This window comes from Nonomuraea sp. NPDC049158 (genome assembly GCF_040648335.1).
GTDB lineage: Bacteria > Actinomycetota > Actinomycetes > Streptosporangiales > Streptosporangiaceae > Nonomuraea.
In genome coordinates, this window is sequence record NZ_JBEZDM010000016.1 from 157,651 (window position 1) to 174,343 (window position 16,693).

20 protein-coding genes are annotated in these 16,693 nt (G+C 69.0%); 7 read left to right on the forward strand and 13 right to left on the reverse strand.

The genetic code is table 11. From position 1 onward, the window contains the following. Positions 1-28: 28 nt before the first annotated feature. Positions 29-811: a DeoR/GlpR family DNA-binding transcription regulator gene (locus AB0B61_RS31355; protein ID WP_358439376.1), complete on the reverse strand. Its 783-nt coding sequence runs from the start codon at positions 809-811 to the stop codon at positions 29-31. A gap of 147 nt (positions 812-958) precedes the next feature. Here AB0B61_RS31355 and AB0B61_RS31360 point away from each other — a divergent pair, with 147 nt between their 5' ends. From AB0B61_RS31360 to AB0B61_RS31370, 3 genes are all read left to right on the forward strand, one after another. Further along, the gene (locus AB0B61_RS31360) at positions 959-1,951 is read left to right on the forward strand and encodes a patatin-like phospholipase family protein (RefSeq protein ID WP_358439379.1); all 993 of its coding nucleotides are present in this window, start codon (positions 959-961) and stop codon (positions 1,949-1,951) included. A gap of 85 nt (positions 1,952-2,036) precedes the next feature. Further along, positions 2,037-3,161: a serine hydrolase domain-containing protein gene (locus AB0B61_RS31365; RefSeq protein ID WP_358439381.1), complete on the forward strand. Its 1,125-nt coding sequence runs from the start codon at positions 2,037-2,039 to the stop codon at positions 3,159-3,161. Positions 3,162-3,302: 141 nt separating this feature from the next. Continuing rightward, entirely contained in the window at positions 3,303-4,073 is a 771-nt protein-coding gene (locus AB0B61_RS31370) for a sulfite exporter TauE/SafE family protein (protein ID WP_358439384.1), read from the forward strand. Positions 4,074-4,077: 4 nt separating this feature from the next. Here the strand turns inward: AB0B61_RS31370 and AB0B61_RS31375 are convergent, their stop codons facing one another. From AB0B61_RS31375 to AB0B61_RS31405, 7 genes are all read right to left on the reverse strand, one after another. Next, complete coding sequence (locus tag AB0B61_RS31375; RefSeq protein ID WP_358439387.1) at positions 4,078-5,517, reverse strand: lanthionine synthetase LanC family protein; 1,440 nt, start codon at positions 5,515-5,517, stop codon at positions 4,078-4,080. Then, the gene (locus AB0B61_RS31380) at positions 5,514-6,506 is read right to left on the reverse strand and encodes a T3SS effector HopA1 family protein (protein ID WP_358439390.1); all 993 of its coding nucleotides are present in this window, start codon (positions 6,504-6,506) and stop codon (positions 5,514-5,516) included. The genes AB0B61_RS31375 and AB0B61_RS31380 overlap by 4 nt, the downstream gene beginning before the upstream one ends. Then, the gene (locus AB0B61_RS31385) at positions 6,499-7,644 is read right to left on the reverse strand and encodes a phosphotransferase (RefSeq protein ID WP_358439393.1); all 1,146 of its coding nucleotides are present in this window, start codon (positions 7,642-7,644) and stop codon (positions 6,499-6,501) included. The genes AB0B61_RS31380 and AB0B61_RS31385 overlap by 8 nt, the downstream gene beginning before the upstream one ends. Positions 7,645-7,647: 3 nt before the next feature. Further along, positions 7,648-7,914 carry a hypothetical protein gene (locus AB0B61_RS31390; RefSeq protein ID WP_358439396.1) on the reverse strand — a complete coding sequence of 89 codons (267 nt, stop codon included), beginning with the start codon at positions 7,912-7,914 and terminating at the stop codon, positions 7,648-7,650. 130 nt (positions 7,915-8,044) lie between these two features. Then, the gene (locus tag AB0B61_RS31395; protein WP_358439399.1) at positions 8,045-8,587 is read right to left on the reverse strand and encodes a hypothetical protein; all 543 of its coding nucleotides are present in this window, start codon (positions 8,585-8,587) and stop codon (positions 8,045-8,047) included. 134 nt (positions 8,588-8,721) lie between these two features. Next, positions 8,722-9,039 carry a GNAT family N-acetyltransferase gene (locus tag AB0B61_RS31400; RefSeq protein WP_358439402.1) on the reverse strand — a complete coding sequence of 106 codons (318 nt, stop codon included), beginning with the start codon at positions 9,037-9,039 and terminating at the stop codon, positions 8,722-8,724. A gap of 575 nt (positions 9,040-9,614) precedes the next feature. Further along, positions 9,615-10,481, reverse strand: a complete 867-nt coding sequence (locus AB0B61_RS31405) for an NAD(P)H-binding protein (RefSeq protein WP_358439405.1) — start codon at positions 10,479-10,481, stop codon at positions 9,615-9,617. Between the two features lie 86 nt (positions 10,482-10,567). Between AB0B61_RS31405 and AB0B61_RS31410 the strand changes: the two genes are divergently transcribed. After that, on the forward strand, positions 10,568-11,194 hold the full coding sequence (locus AB0B61_RS31410) for a TetR/AcrR family transcriptional regulator (RefSeq protein ID WP_358439408.1): 627 nt from the start codon (positions 10,568-10,570) through the stop codon (positions 11,192-11,194). A 260-nt stretch (positions 11,195-11,454) separates the two neighbouring features. Here AB0B61_RS31410 and AB0B61_RS31415 read toward each other — a convergent pair whose 3' ends face one another. Then, entirely contained in the window at positions 11,455-11,664 is a 210-nt protein-coding gene (locus AB0B61_RS31415; RefSeq protein WP_358439411.1) for a hypothetical protein, read from the reverse strand. Between the two features lie 81 nt (positions 11,665-11,745). Between AB0B61_RS31415 and AB0B61_RS31420 the strand changes: the two genes are divergently transcribed. Further along, on the forward strand, positions 11,746-12,030 hold the full coding sequence (locus AB0B61_RS31420) for a hypothetical protein (RefSeq protein WP_358439414.1): 285 nt from the start codon (positions 11,746-11,748) through the stop codon (positions 12,028-12,030). A gap of 55 nt (positions 12,031-12,085) precedes the next feature. Here the strand turns inward: AB0B61_RS31420 and AB0B61_RS31425 are convergent, their stop codons facing one another. The 3 genes from AB0B61_RS31425 to AB0B61_RS31435 are packed head-to-tail and all read right to left on the reverse strand — an operon-like array spanning position 12,086 to position 12,905. Continuing rightward, positions 12,086-12,232: a hypothetical protein gene (locus tag AB0B61_RS31425; protein WP_358439417.1), complete on the reverse strand. Its 147-nt coding sequence runs from the start codon at positions 12,230-12,232 to the stop codon at positions 12,086-12,088. A gap of 41 nt (positions 12,233-12,273) precedes the next feature. Then, entirely contained in the window at positions 12,274-12,630 is a 357-nt protein-coding gene (locus AB0B61_RS31430) for a metalloregulator ArsR/SmtB family transcription factor (RefSeq protein ID WP_358439420.1), read from the reverse strand. Next, positions 12,627-12,905 (reverse strand): hypothetical protein, encoded by a 279-nt coding sequence (locus tag AB0B61_RS31435; protein WP_358439423.1) that lies wholly within the window; start codon positions 12,903-12,905, stop codon positions 12,627-12,629. The genes AB0B61_RS31430 and AB0B61_RS31435 overlap by 4 nt, the downstream gene beginning before the upstream one ends. Positions 12,906-12,907: 2 nt before the next feature. On the opposite strand from AB0B61_RS31435, the gene AB0B61_RS31440 reads away from it, so the two are divergent. Beyond that, the gene (locus tag AB0B61_RS31440) at positions 12,908-13,180 is read left to right on the forward strand and encodes a hypothetical protein (protein WP_358439426.1); all 273 of its coding nucleotides are present in this window, start codon (positions 12,908-12,910) and stop codon (positions 13,178-13,180) included. A gap of 112 nt (positions 13,181-13,292) precedes the next feature. Here the strand turns inward: AB0B61_RS31440 and AB0B61_RS31445 are convergent, their stop codons facing one another. Beyond that, positions 13,293-13,898 (reverse strand): TetR/AcrR family transcriptional regulator, encoded by a 606-nt coding sequence (locus AB0B61_RS31445; protein WP_358439429.1) that lies wholly within the window; start codon positions 13,896-13,898, stop codon positions 13,293-13,295. 157 nt (positions 13,899-14,055) lie between these two features. Here AB0B61_RS31445 and rph point away from each other — a divergent pair, with 157 nt between their 5' ends. After that, a complete protein-coding gene (rph, locus tag AB0B61_RS31450) occupies positions 14,056-16,689 on the forward strand; it encodes a rifamycin-inactivating phosphotransferase (RefSeq protein ID WP_358439432.1) in 2,634 nt (877 codons plus the stop codon). Positions 16,690-16,693 lie beyond the last annotated feature (4 nt).

The following is a 16,693-nucleotide window of genomic DNA, read 5'->3' on the forward strand; positions in this document are numbered from 1 at the left end:
GGTTACTCGACCTGGTTACTCGACCTGGTTACTCGACCTGGGCGACGTCGACGCGGTGGTGGCGGTCGCGGAGCCGTTGCACGGCCTCGGGCGGCGCGTGCGAATCGACCACGATGACGTCGAAGGCGTCAAGCGGAGCGACCCGGTGCAAGGCCACGCGGTCGAGCTTCGTGTGGTCGACCGCCAGGACGCACCGTGTGCCCGCGGCCAGCATGGCCCGCTTCACCAGCACGATCTCCTGCTCCTGGTGGAAGGCGTGCCGATCGGAGATGGCCGAGGTGGAGACGACCACCGTGTCGGTGTTCATCGCCTCGACGGCGTCGACGCAGGCCACGCCCAGGAAGGAGTCGTGCGTCGGATAGTACTCACCGCCGAGCGCCATGAGCCGGATGCCCGGCATGGGGGCGAGGAGCCTGATCGCCTCAAGGAAGTTGGTCACGACGGTCAGGGGAGCCACCTCGTCGAGATGACGCGCGACGGCCAGCGCGGTCGTGGAGTCATCGATGATGACCGAGCTCCCCGGCTCGATCAACCCCACCACATGCCGGGCGATCGCCTCCTTCTCCGCCGTCTGGGCGGTCTTGCGGTAGGCGATGTTGCTCTCGAAGATGCTGGAGGCCTGGGCGCTCGCGCCACCACGGTATTTGCGCACCATGCCCTGGCTCTCCAGCTGGTCCAGGTCACGGTGGACGGTCATCACGCTCACGCCGAACGTCTCGGCGAGCTCCGTCATCGAGGCCGAGCCATGCCGCAGGACATGCTCGGCCATGGCCTGGCGCCTGGTGGCCCCACCGGCCGCGCGTGACTTCACCTACGGCACTCCCCATGCATCGGTGAGACCTCCACGAATCCTTCTAATCTCTCACACCACCGGCACCGCGAGGAGCGGCGAGCCGACTTGACTTCAACCTTGGTTGAGGTCCGAGGCTGTTCCCGTACCGATCCATAGGGGGAAGTCATGAGCGGAACTTCGCGGGCACTGGTCCTCGGGCCCGGAGGCGTTCCCGGGACGGCCTGGATGGCCGGTCTGGCCGCCGGGCTGAGGCACCGTGGAGTGGACCTCGCGGACGCCGACCTGATCGTCGGCACTTCAGCCGGGGCGATCGTCGGCGCCATGCTGGCGACCGGTCAGGACCTCGACCGGCTCGCCACCCGTGCGGGTCCCGATCCCGACCCCGACCCCGATCCCGACCCCGATCCCGACCTCCGACAGGAGCGGGACGGGCGCTCGACCGCCTCGCAGACAGGCCCGCAGACAGACGCGCGGGCAGACGCGCAGACGGACGCGCGGGCAGGTTCGCAGACGCACCCGCGAACGGACCCGGCGCGGATGGCCGAGGTCTTCACCGTGCTCGGCGACCCCACTCTGGAACCGCAGGAGGCCCTGCGCCGGGTCGGCCGCATCGCTCTCGAAGCTCCCACCATGCTTGAGGCGGAACGCATCGCCCTGATGGAGTCCCTGATCACCGCGCGCCAGTGGCCCGACCGGCGGCTGCTCATCACCGCGGTCAATGCCGAGACCGGCGAGCCGGAAGTCTGGGACCGCGACAGCGGCGCGCCGCTGGTAGCCGCGGTGGCGGCCAGCTCCGCCATGCCGGGCGCCTACCCGCCCATCACGATCAACGGCCACCGGTACATCGACGGCGCCCTGGCCGGCGGCACGAACGCCGCCCTGGCCACCGGCGCCCGCGTGGTCCTGCTCGTCGAGCCGCTGGCGCACCTGTTCCCCCGCGAGCCGCACGACGGGCTCGGCGCGGATACCACCATGGCGGTCAGCCCCGATGCCTCCTCACTGAAGGCATTCGGCTCCGACCTGTCAGACGTGGCGTCCTGGCAACCAGCCTTCCACGCCGGAGTCTCGCAAGCCGAACACGAGGCCGAACGGCTGCGCGCCGCCTGGCCCGCCACCACACTGTCTGCGGAAACGGTGAGGAAACAGCCGCTGGCCTAAAAAGTCCTCGAACATCAGCACGCTGGGAGCGTCTTGGCCCTGCCAAATGCTCCCCGCGCGCTCCCGCGAGGAGAGGACCATTGTTGTGAATAGTACGACCGCAGCTCGTACTGCCGGTCTGGCCTGCGTGATGCTGGCACTGAGCATCGCCACACCCGCCACCGCCGCCGACCGACCGCAGACCGGGAACGTACAGGAGGCGTTGAACGCCCTCGCGAAAACCACCGGAGTGGTCGGCGCCATCGGCGAGGTGTACGTCGACGGCAAGCGCGTCGGCCAGGGCTCGGCCGGCTCCCGCCTCCTCGACGGCAAGGGCGGCAAGATCCCCGTCGGCTCCCGCTACCGCGTCGGGTCCCAGACCAAGCAGATGACGGCCGTAGTGCTGCTGCAACTGGTCAAGGAGGGCAAGCTCGGCCTGGATGACAAGCTCAGCGCTGTCCTGCCGCAAGTGGCTCAGCAGGACCTGGTGGAGCGGGCCGATGAGATCACCGTACGCCAGCTGCTCCGGCACACCTCCGGCATCCCCGACTTCTTCACAACCGGGCTGTTCGACAACTTCGACTTCACGACCTACCACCCTCCGATCGAGCTGGTGAAGGCCACCCGCGGCCTGCCCCGGACAGGGGCGCCGGGGGAGAAGTTCACCTACTCGAATACCAACTACGTGCTCCTCGGCATGATCATCGAGAAGGTGACCGGCCATACCGTGCCCGCCGAACTCACCCGGCGCGTCTTCGCCCCCCTCGGGATGAGCCACACCTATCTGCCCACCAAGCCGCCCATGGGCATCAAGGGCCCACACGGGCATGGCTACTACCCCGACGCCCAAGGCAAGCCGCGCGATGTGGACCGGCAAAACGCAAGTTTCGGGTACGCGGCCGGCGGGGTGATCTCTACCGCCCGTGACGCCAGCGCCTTCCGGCGCGCGTTCGTCCAAGGCAAGCTGCTGCCGGCGTCGCTGCAAAAGGTGATCACCGACCCGCCAGAGGACGCACCACCCCAGCCTGCCCCCGGCAGCCGCCTGTGCGGCGGCGAACCCCCGGTGCAGGCGATCGCGGGCAGCGGACCCGGCTTCGTGGCCGCGACCTTCACCTCTCTCGACGGCCGCCTGCAGTTCGCCGTGTCCGCCACGTTGAGCATGAGCAACATGGACTTCTCCCCAGCCGCCATCGACCAGACGGCCAAGGCGGTCTTCTGTCCTGGGAAGTAGGCGCCGACCTGCTTCGGTGAGCGCGGACAGGGGCAGTGGCGCCCGCATGCTTCGGTGTGCGGCGAAGCGTGCGCAGCATAAGGTCGCCCGCATGGAAACCTTGTCTGGCTCTGGCGGCGATGCGGCGCCGGGACGCACGGCGTGACGCCCGGAGAGATGCTCGCGGTGTTCGCGGCCGGGGTCGCCGCCGGCACCATCAACACCGTGGTCGGCTCCGGGACACTGATCACCTTTCCCGTTCTGCTGGCCACGGGCCTGCCGCCGGTCACCGCCACGGTCTCCAACGCGCTCGGCATGATCGCCGGATCCATCAGCGGAGCCATCGGCTACCGGGCTGAACTCAGCGGTCAGAGCCGTCGCATCCTCAAACTCAGCGTGGGAGCCATGCTGGGCGGGCTCGCGGGCGCCACGCTCCTGCTGACGCTGCCCGCCACGGCGTTCGAGACGATCGTGCCGGCTCTGGTCGGCCTCGCTCTCGTCCTGGTCGCGTTCCAGCCCTTGATCAGCAGGTACGTACGAAGCCGCCGCGACCCGGACGGCAACCCCGGCCGCCGGGACGGCGGTCCGCTACTGTTCATCGGCCTCACGCTGGCCAGCGTCTACGGCGGCTACTTCGCCGCCGCCCAGGGCATCATCTACGTGTCCCTGATGGGCATGCTCCTGGACGAGACCCTGCAACGCCTCAATGCCATCAAGACCGTTCTGGTCGCCGTCGTGAACACCGTCGCCGTGCTCTTCTTCCTCTTCGTCGCGGACTTCGACTGGACGGCCGTCGTACTCATCGCGCTCGGGTCCGCTATCGGCGGCCAGCTCGGTGCCCGCATGGGCCGCCGCTTCAGCCCCGCGGTCCTACGGACCCTGATCGTGGCGATCGGCACCGTCACCATCGCCCGCTTGCTGCTGTGGCCGTGATCACTCACCGATCCCACCGCACCGGCAACAGCACAGACGGGACCTGCGGCACGGCCAGCCGCAGGTAGAAGTAGCCGATCCCGGCAAGACCGAGCATCAGGTTCGGGGTCTCGGCGGTATGGGTCCCGCACGGCCAGCTCACGCCGGTACGCGCGTACCGGTCCAGACCGTGATCGGCGACAAGCCGCGGGATGTCCATGCCAACGACGTCGCCACCGACCCGCGAGGTACCGACGACGTCGCCACCGACCCGTGGGATGACCGGACCGAGGTCCTCGGTGCCGAGGACCTCGCGGGCCTCCTCGAAGGGCTCCGCGTTGCCGGGGAGCCCGTGGCAGAGCGAGAAGTCGGCCCCGCCGCCGTTCGTCAGCGGGCGCGTCACCCGCTCCGTGGTGGCTAGGGCCGTCATCGCGTCCTGCCGCCACCGCACCTCGCCGAGCAGCTCGTACGCGTACAGCCGGGACAGCGCGATGCCCGGCGCGCCATGGCACCACATCGTCACGAAGGTGCGGGCGCGGCGGTCTGCCGTGTTCTCCCGGAAGTCCGGCCAGTTGCCCTCCCCAAGGTCCAGCCAGCGGTCCTCGTAACGCATCGCGTTGCGGGCACCCGTCGCGAACATCTCCTCACCGGTCAACCGGAACGCCTCAAGGAAGGCCACGGCGACGCCCGCCGCCCCGTGCGAGAGGCCGGTGAGATCGCGCTGGTTGCGCAGACCGGGCGAGCGCCAGGACCAGCCGGTACGGGACTTCCTGGCGGACCTCCACAGCCATAGGGCCGCCGCGACCGCCGCCTCGGCCATCCGCTCGTCGCTGGTGCACCGATATCCCAGGGCGAATGCCGGAACAGCCCCGGCCACCCCGGACATGAGGTCGTACTCCTGCTCCCCGCCGTCCGCCACCCCGGACATGAGGTCGTGCTGCTGTCCCCCACCCTCCGCCACCCCAGACATGAGGTCGTACCCCTGTTTGAGCTGCTGGGCGAGGTCGCGGAGCAGGCCGTTCCCGGCGTCGACGAGCTCAGCGGAGTCGAGCAGCCGGCCGGTGCGCAGCGCGGCCGCCGCCATTCCGGCCCAGCCGCTGTAGAAGCCCAGACGGGCGGCAGGGCTGACGTCGTCGCGCCGGGAGATCGCGTGCCGCATCGCCGCCAGCGCCGTCGGGCGGAACTCGTCCTGGCCGGTGGTCGCGGCCAGCTGGGCGAGGAACAACGCGACGCCACTGCTGCCCACGTACAGATTGGGGCCCAGTGCCCGATAGGTCAGCGCACCGACTCGGTCCCGCAGGTCCACCGGCTCGGCCCCGACCCAGTTGCAGCGCTCCCCAGACCAGACGGCCTCCTGCACCAGCCGCTCACCGATCGCCACCGCGACCGCCAACTGCTCGACCGCGGGCCCGCCAAGCGGCGCGGTCATGGCTCGCGCGGCCGTGGCGCGGTCTTGGGGGGTCATGGCGCGGGAGCCAGGCCGGCGGCCGGGTCAGGGCTCAGGTGTGCGGCGTCCAGGTCGATCCCGGCGCGGGCGAAGCGTTCTTCGACGGCCGCCAGTCTGGCCGCGTCGTCCGTCCACCCCGATTCGTGCGACTGCACCAGCGCCTCCGCGAGCAGCCGGCAGCGGTGCTCCCCGAAGCTCTCCCCCGTCCCGGGATCTTCGGCGAACCCCAAGCCGGGCGCCAGCTCGGCGGTGAACACCGGCGTCCGAGGCGACAGGAACCCGCTGATCTCGGCATGCAGCGCCAGCATCAGGTCGGCCAGCTCCGGATAGTCGTCATGGGCCAGGTAGATCACACCCGCGTCGCACCGACTGAAGGCGCCGGGGTCGTTCAGGACCTTGAGCTGGAAGGCCGCGCCCGCCGAGTTGAACAGCCGCGTCGCAGCCCCGACGAACGGGACGGCCCCGTCCGCGCGGAGGTTCCAGTACAACCGCACGACCCGGCCGCTCGGCCCGGCGTCCATCGGGCGATCGGCGCGGGCCAGGTAGAAGCCCGGGGAGATCGCGAAGAGCTCCTTGGGCAGCCGCATCGCGGCCCGTCCACCGACGACCGGTACGCCCGCCAACTCGGTGGCGTGGACGGTCAGCTCCAGCCCGTTCTTGGCGACCATCACCCCGCGTTCGTCGATCCCGCGCACCTGCCAGCCATCGTCCAGATATCCCTGCCCGCAGTTCGCCGCCGACAGCGCGGCCGCGAAGCCGCTACGGCTCGCGGACGACCCCTGGACACTCCAGCGCGGCGGCTCGGCCCGACCCCGCCGGTAGAAGTCGCCGTACAGCTGACCGGCCAGCCGGTGCACGAGGTAGTCCCGGGTGGCACGCGGGCTGAGCATCCGGGCGGCGCGCGCGGTCAGCCGGGGCGACATCCGTCCGAACCAGGTGTAGCGCGTCGGCGGGTGAATACGCGTCGCGGCGACGGCCTCGGCCACCAGCGCGCGGCTGTCACTCATCAGCTCCTCCTCGCAGGGCCACGCCGAGCAGGTGCTCGACCGCTTCCTCGGGCCGGACCAGCACGTTCTCCGCCAACTGGGCCAGGCACACCACGGTCGTGGAGACGCGGGCGGCACCCTGGGCCCGTTCGTACGCCGACTGCAGCAGCCGCGCCCCGGCGTAGCGGGCGCTGCGGATCAGCGCCGCGTCCGCCGTCGCGGCGTCCCACCCGCGCGCGCCGGCGTACGCCGCCCAGAACGCGCGCATCGCCGGCCGCATGCGCGTCAGCGGGTACTCGGCCAGCTCCAGGTAGCGGTCGGGCAGCTCGCTGCCGGTCACCGGGATCGAGGCCAGCCAGCAGCCGAGGTACGCGCCGAACACCGAACCGGTGTCCCAGCACGCGTCCCCCAGGTCGGCGAACTCCCAGTCGACCAGCGCCACCCGGATACGCCGCCCCGACGTCCCGGCCGCGATCACCAGGCAGTTGTCCCATTTGACGTCGTGGTGGACGAAGGCATCCTGACGCCAACCGGTACGCAACGCCGCGAGCGCCGCCCGGAGCTCTGGGGACGATTGCAGGATGCGGACGAGCTCGAGGCCCGCGTTGCTCATCTCGCGGTAGAACGCCGTTCCCGGCCGGTCGATCCCGAGCACCCAGGGCAGCCGCCCGGGAAAGTCCGCCGGATTCCGTCGCGCCGCCGGAAAGGCGCGCTCGTGCAGGTCGGCGAGCGCGGTTCCGAGCCGGGTTCCGACGGTGGCCGGAAAACGGCGCGTACGAGAGTGGTAGGAGGTGAGATCCGACGCGTCCGGCAGCGCTTCCAGGATGAGCAGATCGCGGTCGGCATCGAAGCCGCGGCAGCGCGGCAGTGCTCCCGTTATCCCCCCGCTGCTGGAAGGGCGCGGTAGTGAGTCGAGCAGAGAGTAGACCGCCGCCTCGTGCACCAGCGAACCGCTCCCGGTCCAGCCGGCAGCCGACTGGACCGGGTCGGAACGACCCTGCTTGACGAACAGCCCGACCGCCGGCTCAGCACTCACCAGGACGTTGTGATTGCGGCGGGACGCGTCGACGATGGTGAGACCACCGTCGACCACCGCCTCCGGGTGTACGTGCCGCCGATCCAGCAGGTAGGTGGTGAGTTCCGGCAGAGCGAGAACCATTGGCTAGCACACGAACTCGCGAGTCGGGCAGAAGGAGCCGGTCGGCGTGTCGGGGCAGCGGTTGGTGCAGTCGGTCGTCGGGAATCGGCAGGTCGGGATGTGCTGGTTGATCGAACAGTCGATGCCCTGCGTCCCCGAGGCGCGGACGTAGGGGTCCCGGCGCACCGCGAACGGAGTGACGTCGGCCGAAGGCAGGTACCTGGCGGCGATGCCGCCCTGGAGAAAGGACGCTTGCGCCGTGACCGCGGTGACGCCGTACTGAATGCTCATGCTTGTTCTCCCATGCGTGTGCGGCGAACGATGTCGTCGCATCCGTTTGTGAGGCGGCCCCCTGGAGATATGGCGTTCCATCACGTTCCAACCCGTTCCATGCCGCATGGCCAGGAACCGCGGCGTGAGGTCAGCGGCTGGCGAGCTCGGCGAAGATGTCCACCAGTTCAGGCCGGTCGAACGGGCCGAAATGGGGTGCCGCGACGCTTCGCACGTCAGTCAGGTTGTCCGGAGTGAGGCGGTCGGCCTCGTTGATGAACCGGTCCTGCAGCGCCGGCGGAACCAGCCGATCGAGGGTGAAGCGCACGTAGGTACGGGGAATCCGGCCCCAGGTCTCCGCCTGGCCCCGGGCTTCGGCCATGGGGATGCCGGCGGTCTCGTCTGGTTCGAGCATGTTGAGCAGCCGGTTCACACCCTCGTCGCTGAAGTCACCGGCAAGGGCCGCTTTGACGCCTTGGAACACCGCCGGGTCGGCCGAACGCCAGTTGAGCCGGCTCACTCCCAGAACCGCTGGGTCGGCGACCATCGCCGCGGTCAATTGGGGGAACAGGCTCTCGCTGTTCTCCGGTGTTTCGAGGTAGGCGGCCATGTTCGGCAGGTCGACGCAGCAGTACGCCGCGACATAGACCACCCGATCGAGCAGGTCGGGGATGGCTTTGCCGACCCTGCTCACGGTGACACCGCCCTGGTCGACGCCGGCAGGGTCGGCGGACGCCGATCAACGCTGGTCGCTGCTTCGTGGTTCATCTGTTCTTTCCTTGTGCTTGTTGGATGCCGCGAGTCGGCGGCGTTGTCGTACGTCGGCCGTCAACGGCTCGGCGGGCGCCACATCGGCCACAGGAGCGGGCTGTCGGCCACGCGAAGCGGTTCGCCGAGGTTCTCGAATCCGTACCGCAGATCGAGGGCCCGGCTCCGGGGCGAACTCGCCTCCAGATACGTGCCGAGCCCGTCGGCGTCCGCCCGCGCCAGCCGGTGCCGCAGCATCGCCGAGCCCAGCCCGGCCCCCCGCCGCTCGCCGACCACCCCCATGCACGGCAGGTAGAGGTACGTCTCATGAGCGGGATGCCGCTCAGCCAGCGCCTCACCCAGAGCCCGCAACCGCGCGCCACTCTCGCTGAAGCCCATGTCCGGCCCCGCGTCCGGGCCCGTCTCTGGTGCATCCGGACGCCCCTCAGAGACCGGATGCCTTCCTGAGTAGGAAGTAGTTGGTGTAGTCGGCGAACACGATCTCGCTGCCCGCAGAGTTGATCAGATTGCACCAGATCGACTTGGGGCACACGGAGCGATACGGATAGACGGTCAGGACTTCGCGATCTGGCCCAGTTTTGACGGTATTGCGAAGGGCATCTGGCCATAGCACGGATGTCTCAGCTCCTAGTGCCTCTCCGACGGACCGCTGGTGTCGGAGGCGTGGAATGCGAGTTTCGTCCTGCAACCAGCGTCGGCCACGGTGCACCTCGGGGGACTGAGGACGTCGGGGACGTTTTGACGGTAACGCCGGAAGGTCCTGGACGTCTCGATAACGCGGTGTGCACGGCAGGTGACGCGCGGAGAACTATGGCGACGGTACGACGCGAGTGACCACCACGACGTCGTGCAAGGCGGCCCGGTCGCGGCGGACCAGCAGGAGCGCTATCCGACCTGCTGGACGATGTTCAGGTCCCTGTCCGGCGGCAGCCGGCCCTTGTCGCGGGCCCGGCTCAGCGTCGGATCTTCAGCCACGCCGACAGGGACAGCGGCTCGCCGAACCGGGCCCAGGCCGCGCTGGAGTCGACGATCTGCGGCTGGGCGTCCAGCAGTGCCCCCATCTGCATCCGCCGGGCGAGGACCTCATTGAACGGCCTGGTCAGCGGGCTCATCATCCGGAGCATCCCGGCTGACATCTTGTTCTCGCCCTTGATCCGCAGGCCCAGCGAGGCCGCGATGAGTTCGTTGACCTTCGTGAGCGGTAGCGCCTCGGGGCCGCCGAGGTCGGCGGACCAACCTTCGCCGGGGCGCATGGCGAGCGCGGCGGCGACCTTGGCGACGTCCCGGCCGGCCACCCACGAGACGGGGCTGGCGCCTGAGCCGAATACGGTGGCCTTCCCCTTTTTGGTGATCGACTCGGCGAGCGTCTCCACCCAGGTGTCCATCAGGTGGGTGGGCCGGACAATCGAGTACGGCACGCCGCTGGTGCGCAGGAGGCGCTCGACCTCGAACTTGAGCTGGAAGAACTCGACAGGGCTGTCGGCGCGGGCGCTGGCGGAGGAGATGTACACGAAGTTTTCGACCGCGGTGTCGCGTGCGACGCCGATGAGGCTCGGGATCCCCGCGCCTTCGATGCCCCTGGGGCCGTTGTTCCCTTTGCCGTTGCCGCCTTGGACGGTGCAGACGATCGCCTCGGCCCCGGCCGCGGCCCGGACCAGCGTGCGCTGGTCGTGTATGTCGCCCGCGACCACCTCAACGCCCTGAGCCACGTTTGCCGAGGCGGGATCACGGGTGACGACGCGCACCGCCTTTCCCTCCCGGCGGAGTTGTTCCACGATCTGACGGCCGACTCTGCCCGTCCCGCCGAATACGACGATCATGCTGATCCCCTAACTATGTTCAAAAATCTAACATTGTTAGCAATTAGACCGGCGTTAGGATGTCGGCGTCAATAGGAGGTCGCATCGTGACGAGCAAGGCCCAGCCCGAACAGAGCGCCAGCAAGAAGCGGCGCGAGCGGGAGCGGCAGGAGATGCGCACTCGGCTGTTGGACGCGGCCCGGGTCATCGCCTCCGAGGAGGGCTGGAATGCCGTCACGATCCGCCGCATCGCCGGCCGGCTCGAATACAGCGCGCCGATCCTCTACCAGCACTTCTCCAGCAAGGAGGAGCTGCTCGTCGAACTGATGATGGTCGGCTTCGCCGAGCTGGCCGAGCGGCTGCGCCTGGCGGCCGAGGGCCTCCCGGAGGGACGGCTGGTCGCGATGGCCGAGGCGTACTGGGCGTTCGCGTTCGCCGCCCCGGAGCTCTACCAGGCGATGAACGGCATGGACGGGGTGCCGTTCGGCACGGCCGAGACCCCGCGGGAGGCCAAGAACGCCTTCCGTATCTTCCGGATCGCGTTGCAGGGCATCGCGGAAGAGCGGGGCGCCGAGCTGGCCGATCCCCCCGGTGCGGTCGACACGATTTGGGCGTTCCTGCACGGCTGCGTGTCGCTGGCGATGGCGGGCAGGATCGCCGGCGGAAAGGAGCGCTCCAGAACGCTCATGTTGACCGCCCTGGAGCCGATGTTCACCGCCCAGCTGAGGGATTGACGGCTCACACTCCCCAGCGGGAGGCGTTTGCCGCGTTCCCTGCCGCAGGCCGGGCTCGTCGACGAGCTGCGGCTGGTCGTCTCACTGGCATCAAGCCCAGGCGCGGGCCCTTCTCAAGGCGTCGTTGCCACGTGGGGTGAACCGGCTTTGATCCTCACCTCGCCCATCCCCATAGCCGAGAGACTTCCCAGAAATGCCTCCATGATTCCGGACATGGACACATATGACCGATGATCCAGTTAAGGAGACCGGATGGGAGATCAGTCAGGCATAGCTGCCAGGTTGAGCACCACCAGTTCGGGGGCCTTCCCCTGATGGCAGGGCTTCGCGCAGGGCGGCGCGTCCCAACTGATCACCAGGCTGGGTGAGGACGAAAGGCCCACACTCATGGCTACCGAACCTTTCGCGTCCTTCCGGCCGACCTCGGCGCCCCAGGTCGCGAGGTCGTACACCTGCGGGCCGGTGTTCACGAACCGATCCGAGCATCCTGAGGATCTCGCTCCGAGTGAGTTCCTGACCGGCGGCAGGCATGGATCCAGTACCGCCAAGGCTTGGTCGACGGGCAGAAGTTCGGGGTGGCCGGTGTCGATTTCGCCTGGGGGCCGGCAGAGATCAGCGGCAACGCCGTCCGCGATCTCGCCGCGCTGTGCAAGCGGGAAATGCCGAACTGGGACGAATGGGGGCGTATGACTGCTGCGTATGAGGGCAAGACGGGACCCGATTACGACCAGCTCATCGACGAGGTCGCCGCTGCCTGCTCCAAAGACGATCCGCTGACTTTGACCCGCCTGTTCGCCAAGGATGATCTGGCCGTTCCCCACCACATGATCGGGTGAGCAGATCCGGGGACTGGACACGGAGTGTCGGCCACCGCGGCAGTCCCCGCCCTGTTCAGGTCGCAGCGGCCTGTTCTGCCTTGGCCCGCGTCTGAGCCAAGCGGCAGGAGTCGGTCTCCACGACGTGAGGGCGCGCCCCGGTCAGCCCGCCGCCGGGCAGGTCGCCGAGTGTGCCGCCGCGGGTCGCCCGTACGGCGACCATGCCCGTACCCAGCCGGTCAACATGATGAGCAGCGCAGGTCGCTACTGGCTGCTCGGCTGTTCCTCCAGGCCGGAAGCACAAGAGATGATCGACGTGATGAGGTCGCGCATCGGGGTCAAGAGGTCCGGGTAGGCCTTGGCGTTGAGGTCGTACAGGCGCAGGGTGCCGTTGCGCCCTACCGTCAGCAGATCCGCATCGCGCAAGATCTTGAGATGGTAGGAGGTGGCGGGCTGGGACAGCTCCAGGTGCGCGGCGATGTCACCGACGCTGCGTGGGGCCGCGGACTCCAGGAGGAAGACGACGATCTCCTGCCTGCGCTCATCCCCCAGGGCGGTGAACAGCGGCCGGGTCCGCGCGAACAGCGCGAGGACATCCTGGGCCTCGATCGCGCCGCTCATGCGGGCAATGAGTCACGCAGAGCGGACAGATGGCCGACCGGCAGCGTCCTGGCGGCGCCTTCGGCGATCCAGCCGTCCAGCATCAGCCGCGTCTGCGCGCTCACCTTCGTGAGATGCGTCTCCAGGTAGCTGCGCAGGTTGAAGGGGAGCAGCCAGGGCAGCACGCGCAACGCCAAGCCCACGACCCAGGACGGGACGGAGACGGGAGCGCGCAGCCCGTGCTGAGCGGAGACCACGGCGACGGCCTCCCGGACGGCCGCGGTAGCGCCCCGCAACCGTGCTGGTCTACGCGTTCTTGGGCCTGTTGTGGCGTACCACCGCCGCACGCCGCGCCCTGGCCACGGCCGCGATCGCCGCCGTCGAGTTCTACCAAATAGTCGGCATGACCCCGCCGGGCATCGGCGGAGTCCTGGTCGGCGCGTTCCCCGACCCATGGGACCTGGTCGCCCATGCCACCGGCGTGGTCGCGGCCCTGGCCTGGGAACGCCGATTGGTCCGATCCGATGATCAGACCGGCCGACTCTCGGACGCCACCTCACCGGCACGCTGACGGTACGGATGCCCCCACAGCGGCGAGGTCATCGGGTTCGTCCTGCGCGACAGCCCCCCATTAAGCACAGCCCGACCCCGTAACGCGAAGCGCCCATGGAGGCCCTTGGTTGTCAGGGGTGGTAGCCGATCTGCTGGAGTACGGCCGTGAGGTACGTCTTGACGTCGTCGGTGCTCGTCGAGTCCGGGTAGGCGCCGAGGTGGTGCAGTATCGCGCCGGTCAGCACCTGCTGGACGATGTTCAGGTCCCTGTCCGGCGGTAGCTGGCCGTTGTCGCGGGCCCGGCTCAGCGTCGTGAGCTCGGCTGAGGCGCGGGGGCCGCTGCGGGAGTTGCGGTACGTCTGGAGCAGCTCGGGGTAGTCGTCCACGGCGCCATAGAGCCGGCGGAGCATGCAGCGGTTGCGGGGCATGCTCAGATAGAGGGCCCAGTCGGTCAGCATCCGGTCGATGTCCGGCCAGTCGAGGACCTCCGACTCGGGGGCCTGGTGGACCGACTCGATGGCCTCGATCAGCAGTGAGGTCTTGTCGGGGAATCGCCGGTAGACGGTGGCCCGGGTCACGCCGGCCCGCTGGGCGACCTGCTCGATGCTGGTGAGCACGGCGCCTCGTTCGATCAGCAGGTCCAGCGCGGCGGCGAGGATGGCCGCGTCCACCTCCTGGCTGCGCGGCCGACCGGCCGGCCGCTGCGAGGTTCCGGTCATGTCGAAGGGGCGAGACACGACCGCATTCTAGCCGCGCGGCGCCGGACCGGCTCGAGCGGCCAGCCGGGGTGATCGAAGGGCATGAGGCCTCCTGCGGGTTCATTTCAATACAGTACTGTACTGTATTGGTAGTGGCTCGAAGCCCTCTGTACGAGAGGGCAGATGGGATTCAGCGATGAGCGCCTACGTACTCGGCTTCCACGAGATCGACAAGACCCTGCTCCCCCAGGTCGGCGGGAAGGGCGCCAACCTCGGCGAGCTGTCCGGCATCGACGGCGTTCGCGTGCCGGACGGGTTCTGCGTCACCACTGCGGCGTATCGGGCGGTCGTGGAGGGGGATCCCACGGTCAGCGCGCTGATCGACGGGCTGACCGGCCTGCGCGCCGACGACCGTCCGGGCATCGCCGCCGCCTGTGCCCGCCTTCGTACGGCCATCGAGGCGCTGGCCGTACCCGAGGAGATCGAGCGGGACATCGTCACCCATCTGGCGGGGCTCGGTGACGTCCCCTGTGCCGTACGGTCGAGCGCCACCGCTGAGGACCTGCCGTCGAGCTCCTTCGCCGGCCAGCAGGACACCTACCTGAACGTCCGCGGGCCCGAGTCGGTGGTCCACAACGTCAGGCGGTGCTGGGCTTCGCTGTTCACCGACCGGGCGGTGGCCTACCGCGTCAGGAGCGGCTTCGACCACCGCGCGGTCCAGGTCTCGGTGGTCGTGCAGCGGATGGTCTTTCCCGACGCGGCGGGCATCATGTTCACCGCCGACCCGGTCACGTCCAACCGGACGGTGGTCTCGATCGACGCGGGCTACGGCCTGGGTGAGGCGCTGGTCTCCGGTCTGGTCAACGCCGACACGTACAGGGTCAAGGCGGGACAGATCATCGACAAGGTGGTCTCCGCCCAGACCATGGAGCTACGCGCCTCGGTGGACGGCGGCACGGAGGAGCGGCCGGTGGAGGCCGCGCGGCAGAACGCGCAGACCCTGGCCGACGAGCAGATCCTTCAGCTGGAGACCCTCGGGCGGCGGATCGAGGCCCACTTCGGCCGGCCGCAGGACATCGAGTGGGGCCTGTCCGACGGTGTGTTCCACGTGCTGCAGAGCCGTCCCATCACCACGCTGTACCCGGTTCCGGCCTCGGACGACGGCAAGAACCACGTCTACATCTCGTACGGGCATCGCCAGATGATGACCGACGCGTTCACCCCGCTCGGCCTGTCGTTCTTCCTCTTGCTGGACGAGTGGCTCGGCCGCCCGAAGATGGCGGTGGCCGGGAACCGGTTCTACAAGGACATGTCCAACGAGCTCTCGTCGACGTGGGCCAGGCCGCTCACGATCAAGAGCCTCGGCCAGGTAGACGTGCTGATGGCCAACGCCCTGCGCACCGTGCTGAGCAGGAAGGACTTCGTCAAGTCACTGGCCCACGGAAAGACGGGCCTGATGAACTTCGGCAAGGGCGGGCCCCTGCCGATGGCCCGCCAATACCTCAAGCTGTCCCGCGAGGACGACCCCCGCGTGGTCCCCGAGCTCATCGAGCAGAACGAGGAGTCGGTGACCAGGCTCCGGGAGGCGATCGTCGGCAAGTCCGGTGACGACGTGTTCGCGTTCATCATCGAGGACCATCGCGAGCTGACCGACATCATGTTCGAGCCGCGGAGCGTGGCCTCGGCGTTCCTCGGCATCCAGTCGGTGAACTGGGTCAACAAGCACATGAACGCCTGGCTGGGCGTGAAGAACGCCGCCGACGCCGTCGGACAGTCGGCCCCCCACAACGTCGTCGCGGCGATGGGGCTGGACCTGCTGGACGTCTCCGACGTGGTGCGGCAGTACCCAGCCGTCGTCGACTATCTGAGCGCACGCGCCGAGCGCGACACGTTCTTCGCCGGGCTCTCCGGCCTCGACGGCGGCGACGTCGTCCGCCAGGCCATCGAGGAGTACCTGCACAAGTACGGCATGCACTGCCAGGGCGACATCGACATCACCAGGACGCGCTGGAGCGAGGACCCGACGCTGCTCATCCCCCTCATCCTCGGCAACATCAAGAACTTCCCGCCCGGCGAGCGCGAGCGCCGCGTCGAGCAGGGGCGCGCGGACGCCGAACGTTCGATGAACGACCTCCTGGACCAGCTGAGAAGCAAGGTGGGCGGCCGGAAGGCGAAGAAGGCGGCGCGGCAGATGAGCCTGGTGCGCCACTTCATCGGATACCGGGAGTACTCCAAGCACGCGTGCCTGCAGCGCTACGGCCTGTACAAGCAGGCGTTGATGGGCGAGGCCAGGAAGCTGGTGGCCCAGGGAGTGATCAAGGAGCCGGAGGACGTCTACTTCCTGTCGCTGGAGGAGTTCAGGCAGGTGGTCAACAGCGGGCGGCTGGACTACGCCGTGATCACCGAGCGGCGGGAGGCGCACGAGACGTACCAGAAGCTGACCCCGCCGCGAGTGATCACCTCGGAGGGCGAGGTGATCAACGGTGAGTACGACGCGGGCGACCGGCCCGAGGGGGCGCTGGCGGGTATCCCGGTGTCGTCCGGCGTCGTGGAGGGCCGCGCGCGGGTCGTCCTGAGCATGGAGGACGCCGAGGTGGAGGAGGGCGACATCCTGGTCACGGTCTTCACCGACCCGAGCTGGTCGGCGCTGTTCGTCTCGGTGAAGGGCGTCGTCATGGAGGTCGGCGGGGTCATGACGCACGGCGCGGTGGTCGCGCGGGAGTACGGCCTGCCGTCGGTCGTCGGCGTGGAGGGCGCCACCCAGCGCATCAAGGACGGGCAGCTCATCCGGGTGAACGGCAGCGAGGGCTACGTGGAGCTGCTGTCCTGATCGT

Coding starts and splice junctions, on each gene's coding strand:
- AB0B61_RS31390 (WP_358439396.1), bottom strand. CDS start 7,914: ATGAGCATTCAGTACGGCGTCACCGCGGTCACGGCGCAAGCGTCCTTT.
- AB0B61_RS31405 (WP_358439405.1), bottom strand. CDS start 10,481: ATGATCGTCGTATTCGGCGGGACGGGCAGAGTCGGCCGTCAGATCGTG.
- AB0B61_RS31425 (WP_358439417.1), bottom strand. CDS start 12,232: ATGGTCGCCGTACGGGCGACCCGCGGCGGCACACTCGGCGACCTGCCC.
- AB0B61_RS31375 (WP_358439387.1), bottom strand. CDS start 5,517: ATGACCCCCCAAGACCGCGCCACGGCCGCGCGAGCCATGACCGCGCCG.
- AB0B61_RS31380 (WP_358439390.1), bottom strand. CDS start 6,506: ATGAGTGACAGCCGCGCGCTGGTGGCCGAGGCCGTCGCCGCGACGCGT.
- AB0B61_RS31385 (WP_358439393.1), bottom strand. CDS start 7,644: ATGGTTCTCGCTCTGCCGGAACTCACCACCTACCTGCTGGATCGGCGG.
- AB0B61_RS31360 (WP_358439379.1), top strand. CDS start 959: ATGAGCGGAACTTCGCGGGCACTGGTCCTCGGGCCCGGAGGCGTTCCC.
- rph (WP_358439432.1), top strand. CDS start 14,056: ATGAGCGCCTACGTACTCGGCTTCCACGAGATCGACAAGACCCTGCTC.
- AB0B61_RS31430 (WP_358439420.1), bottom strand. CDS start 12,630: ATGAGCGGCGCGATCGAGGCCCAGGATGTCCTCGCGCTGTTCGCGCGG.
- AB0B61_RS31400 (WP_358439402.1), bottom strand. CDS start 9,039: ATGGGCTTCAGCGAGAGTGGCGCGCGGTTGCGGGCTCTGGGTGAGGCG.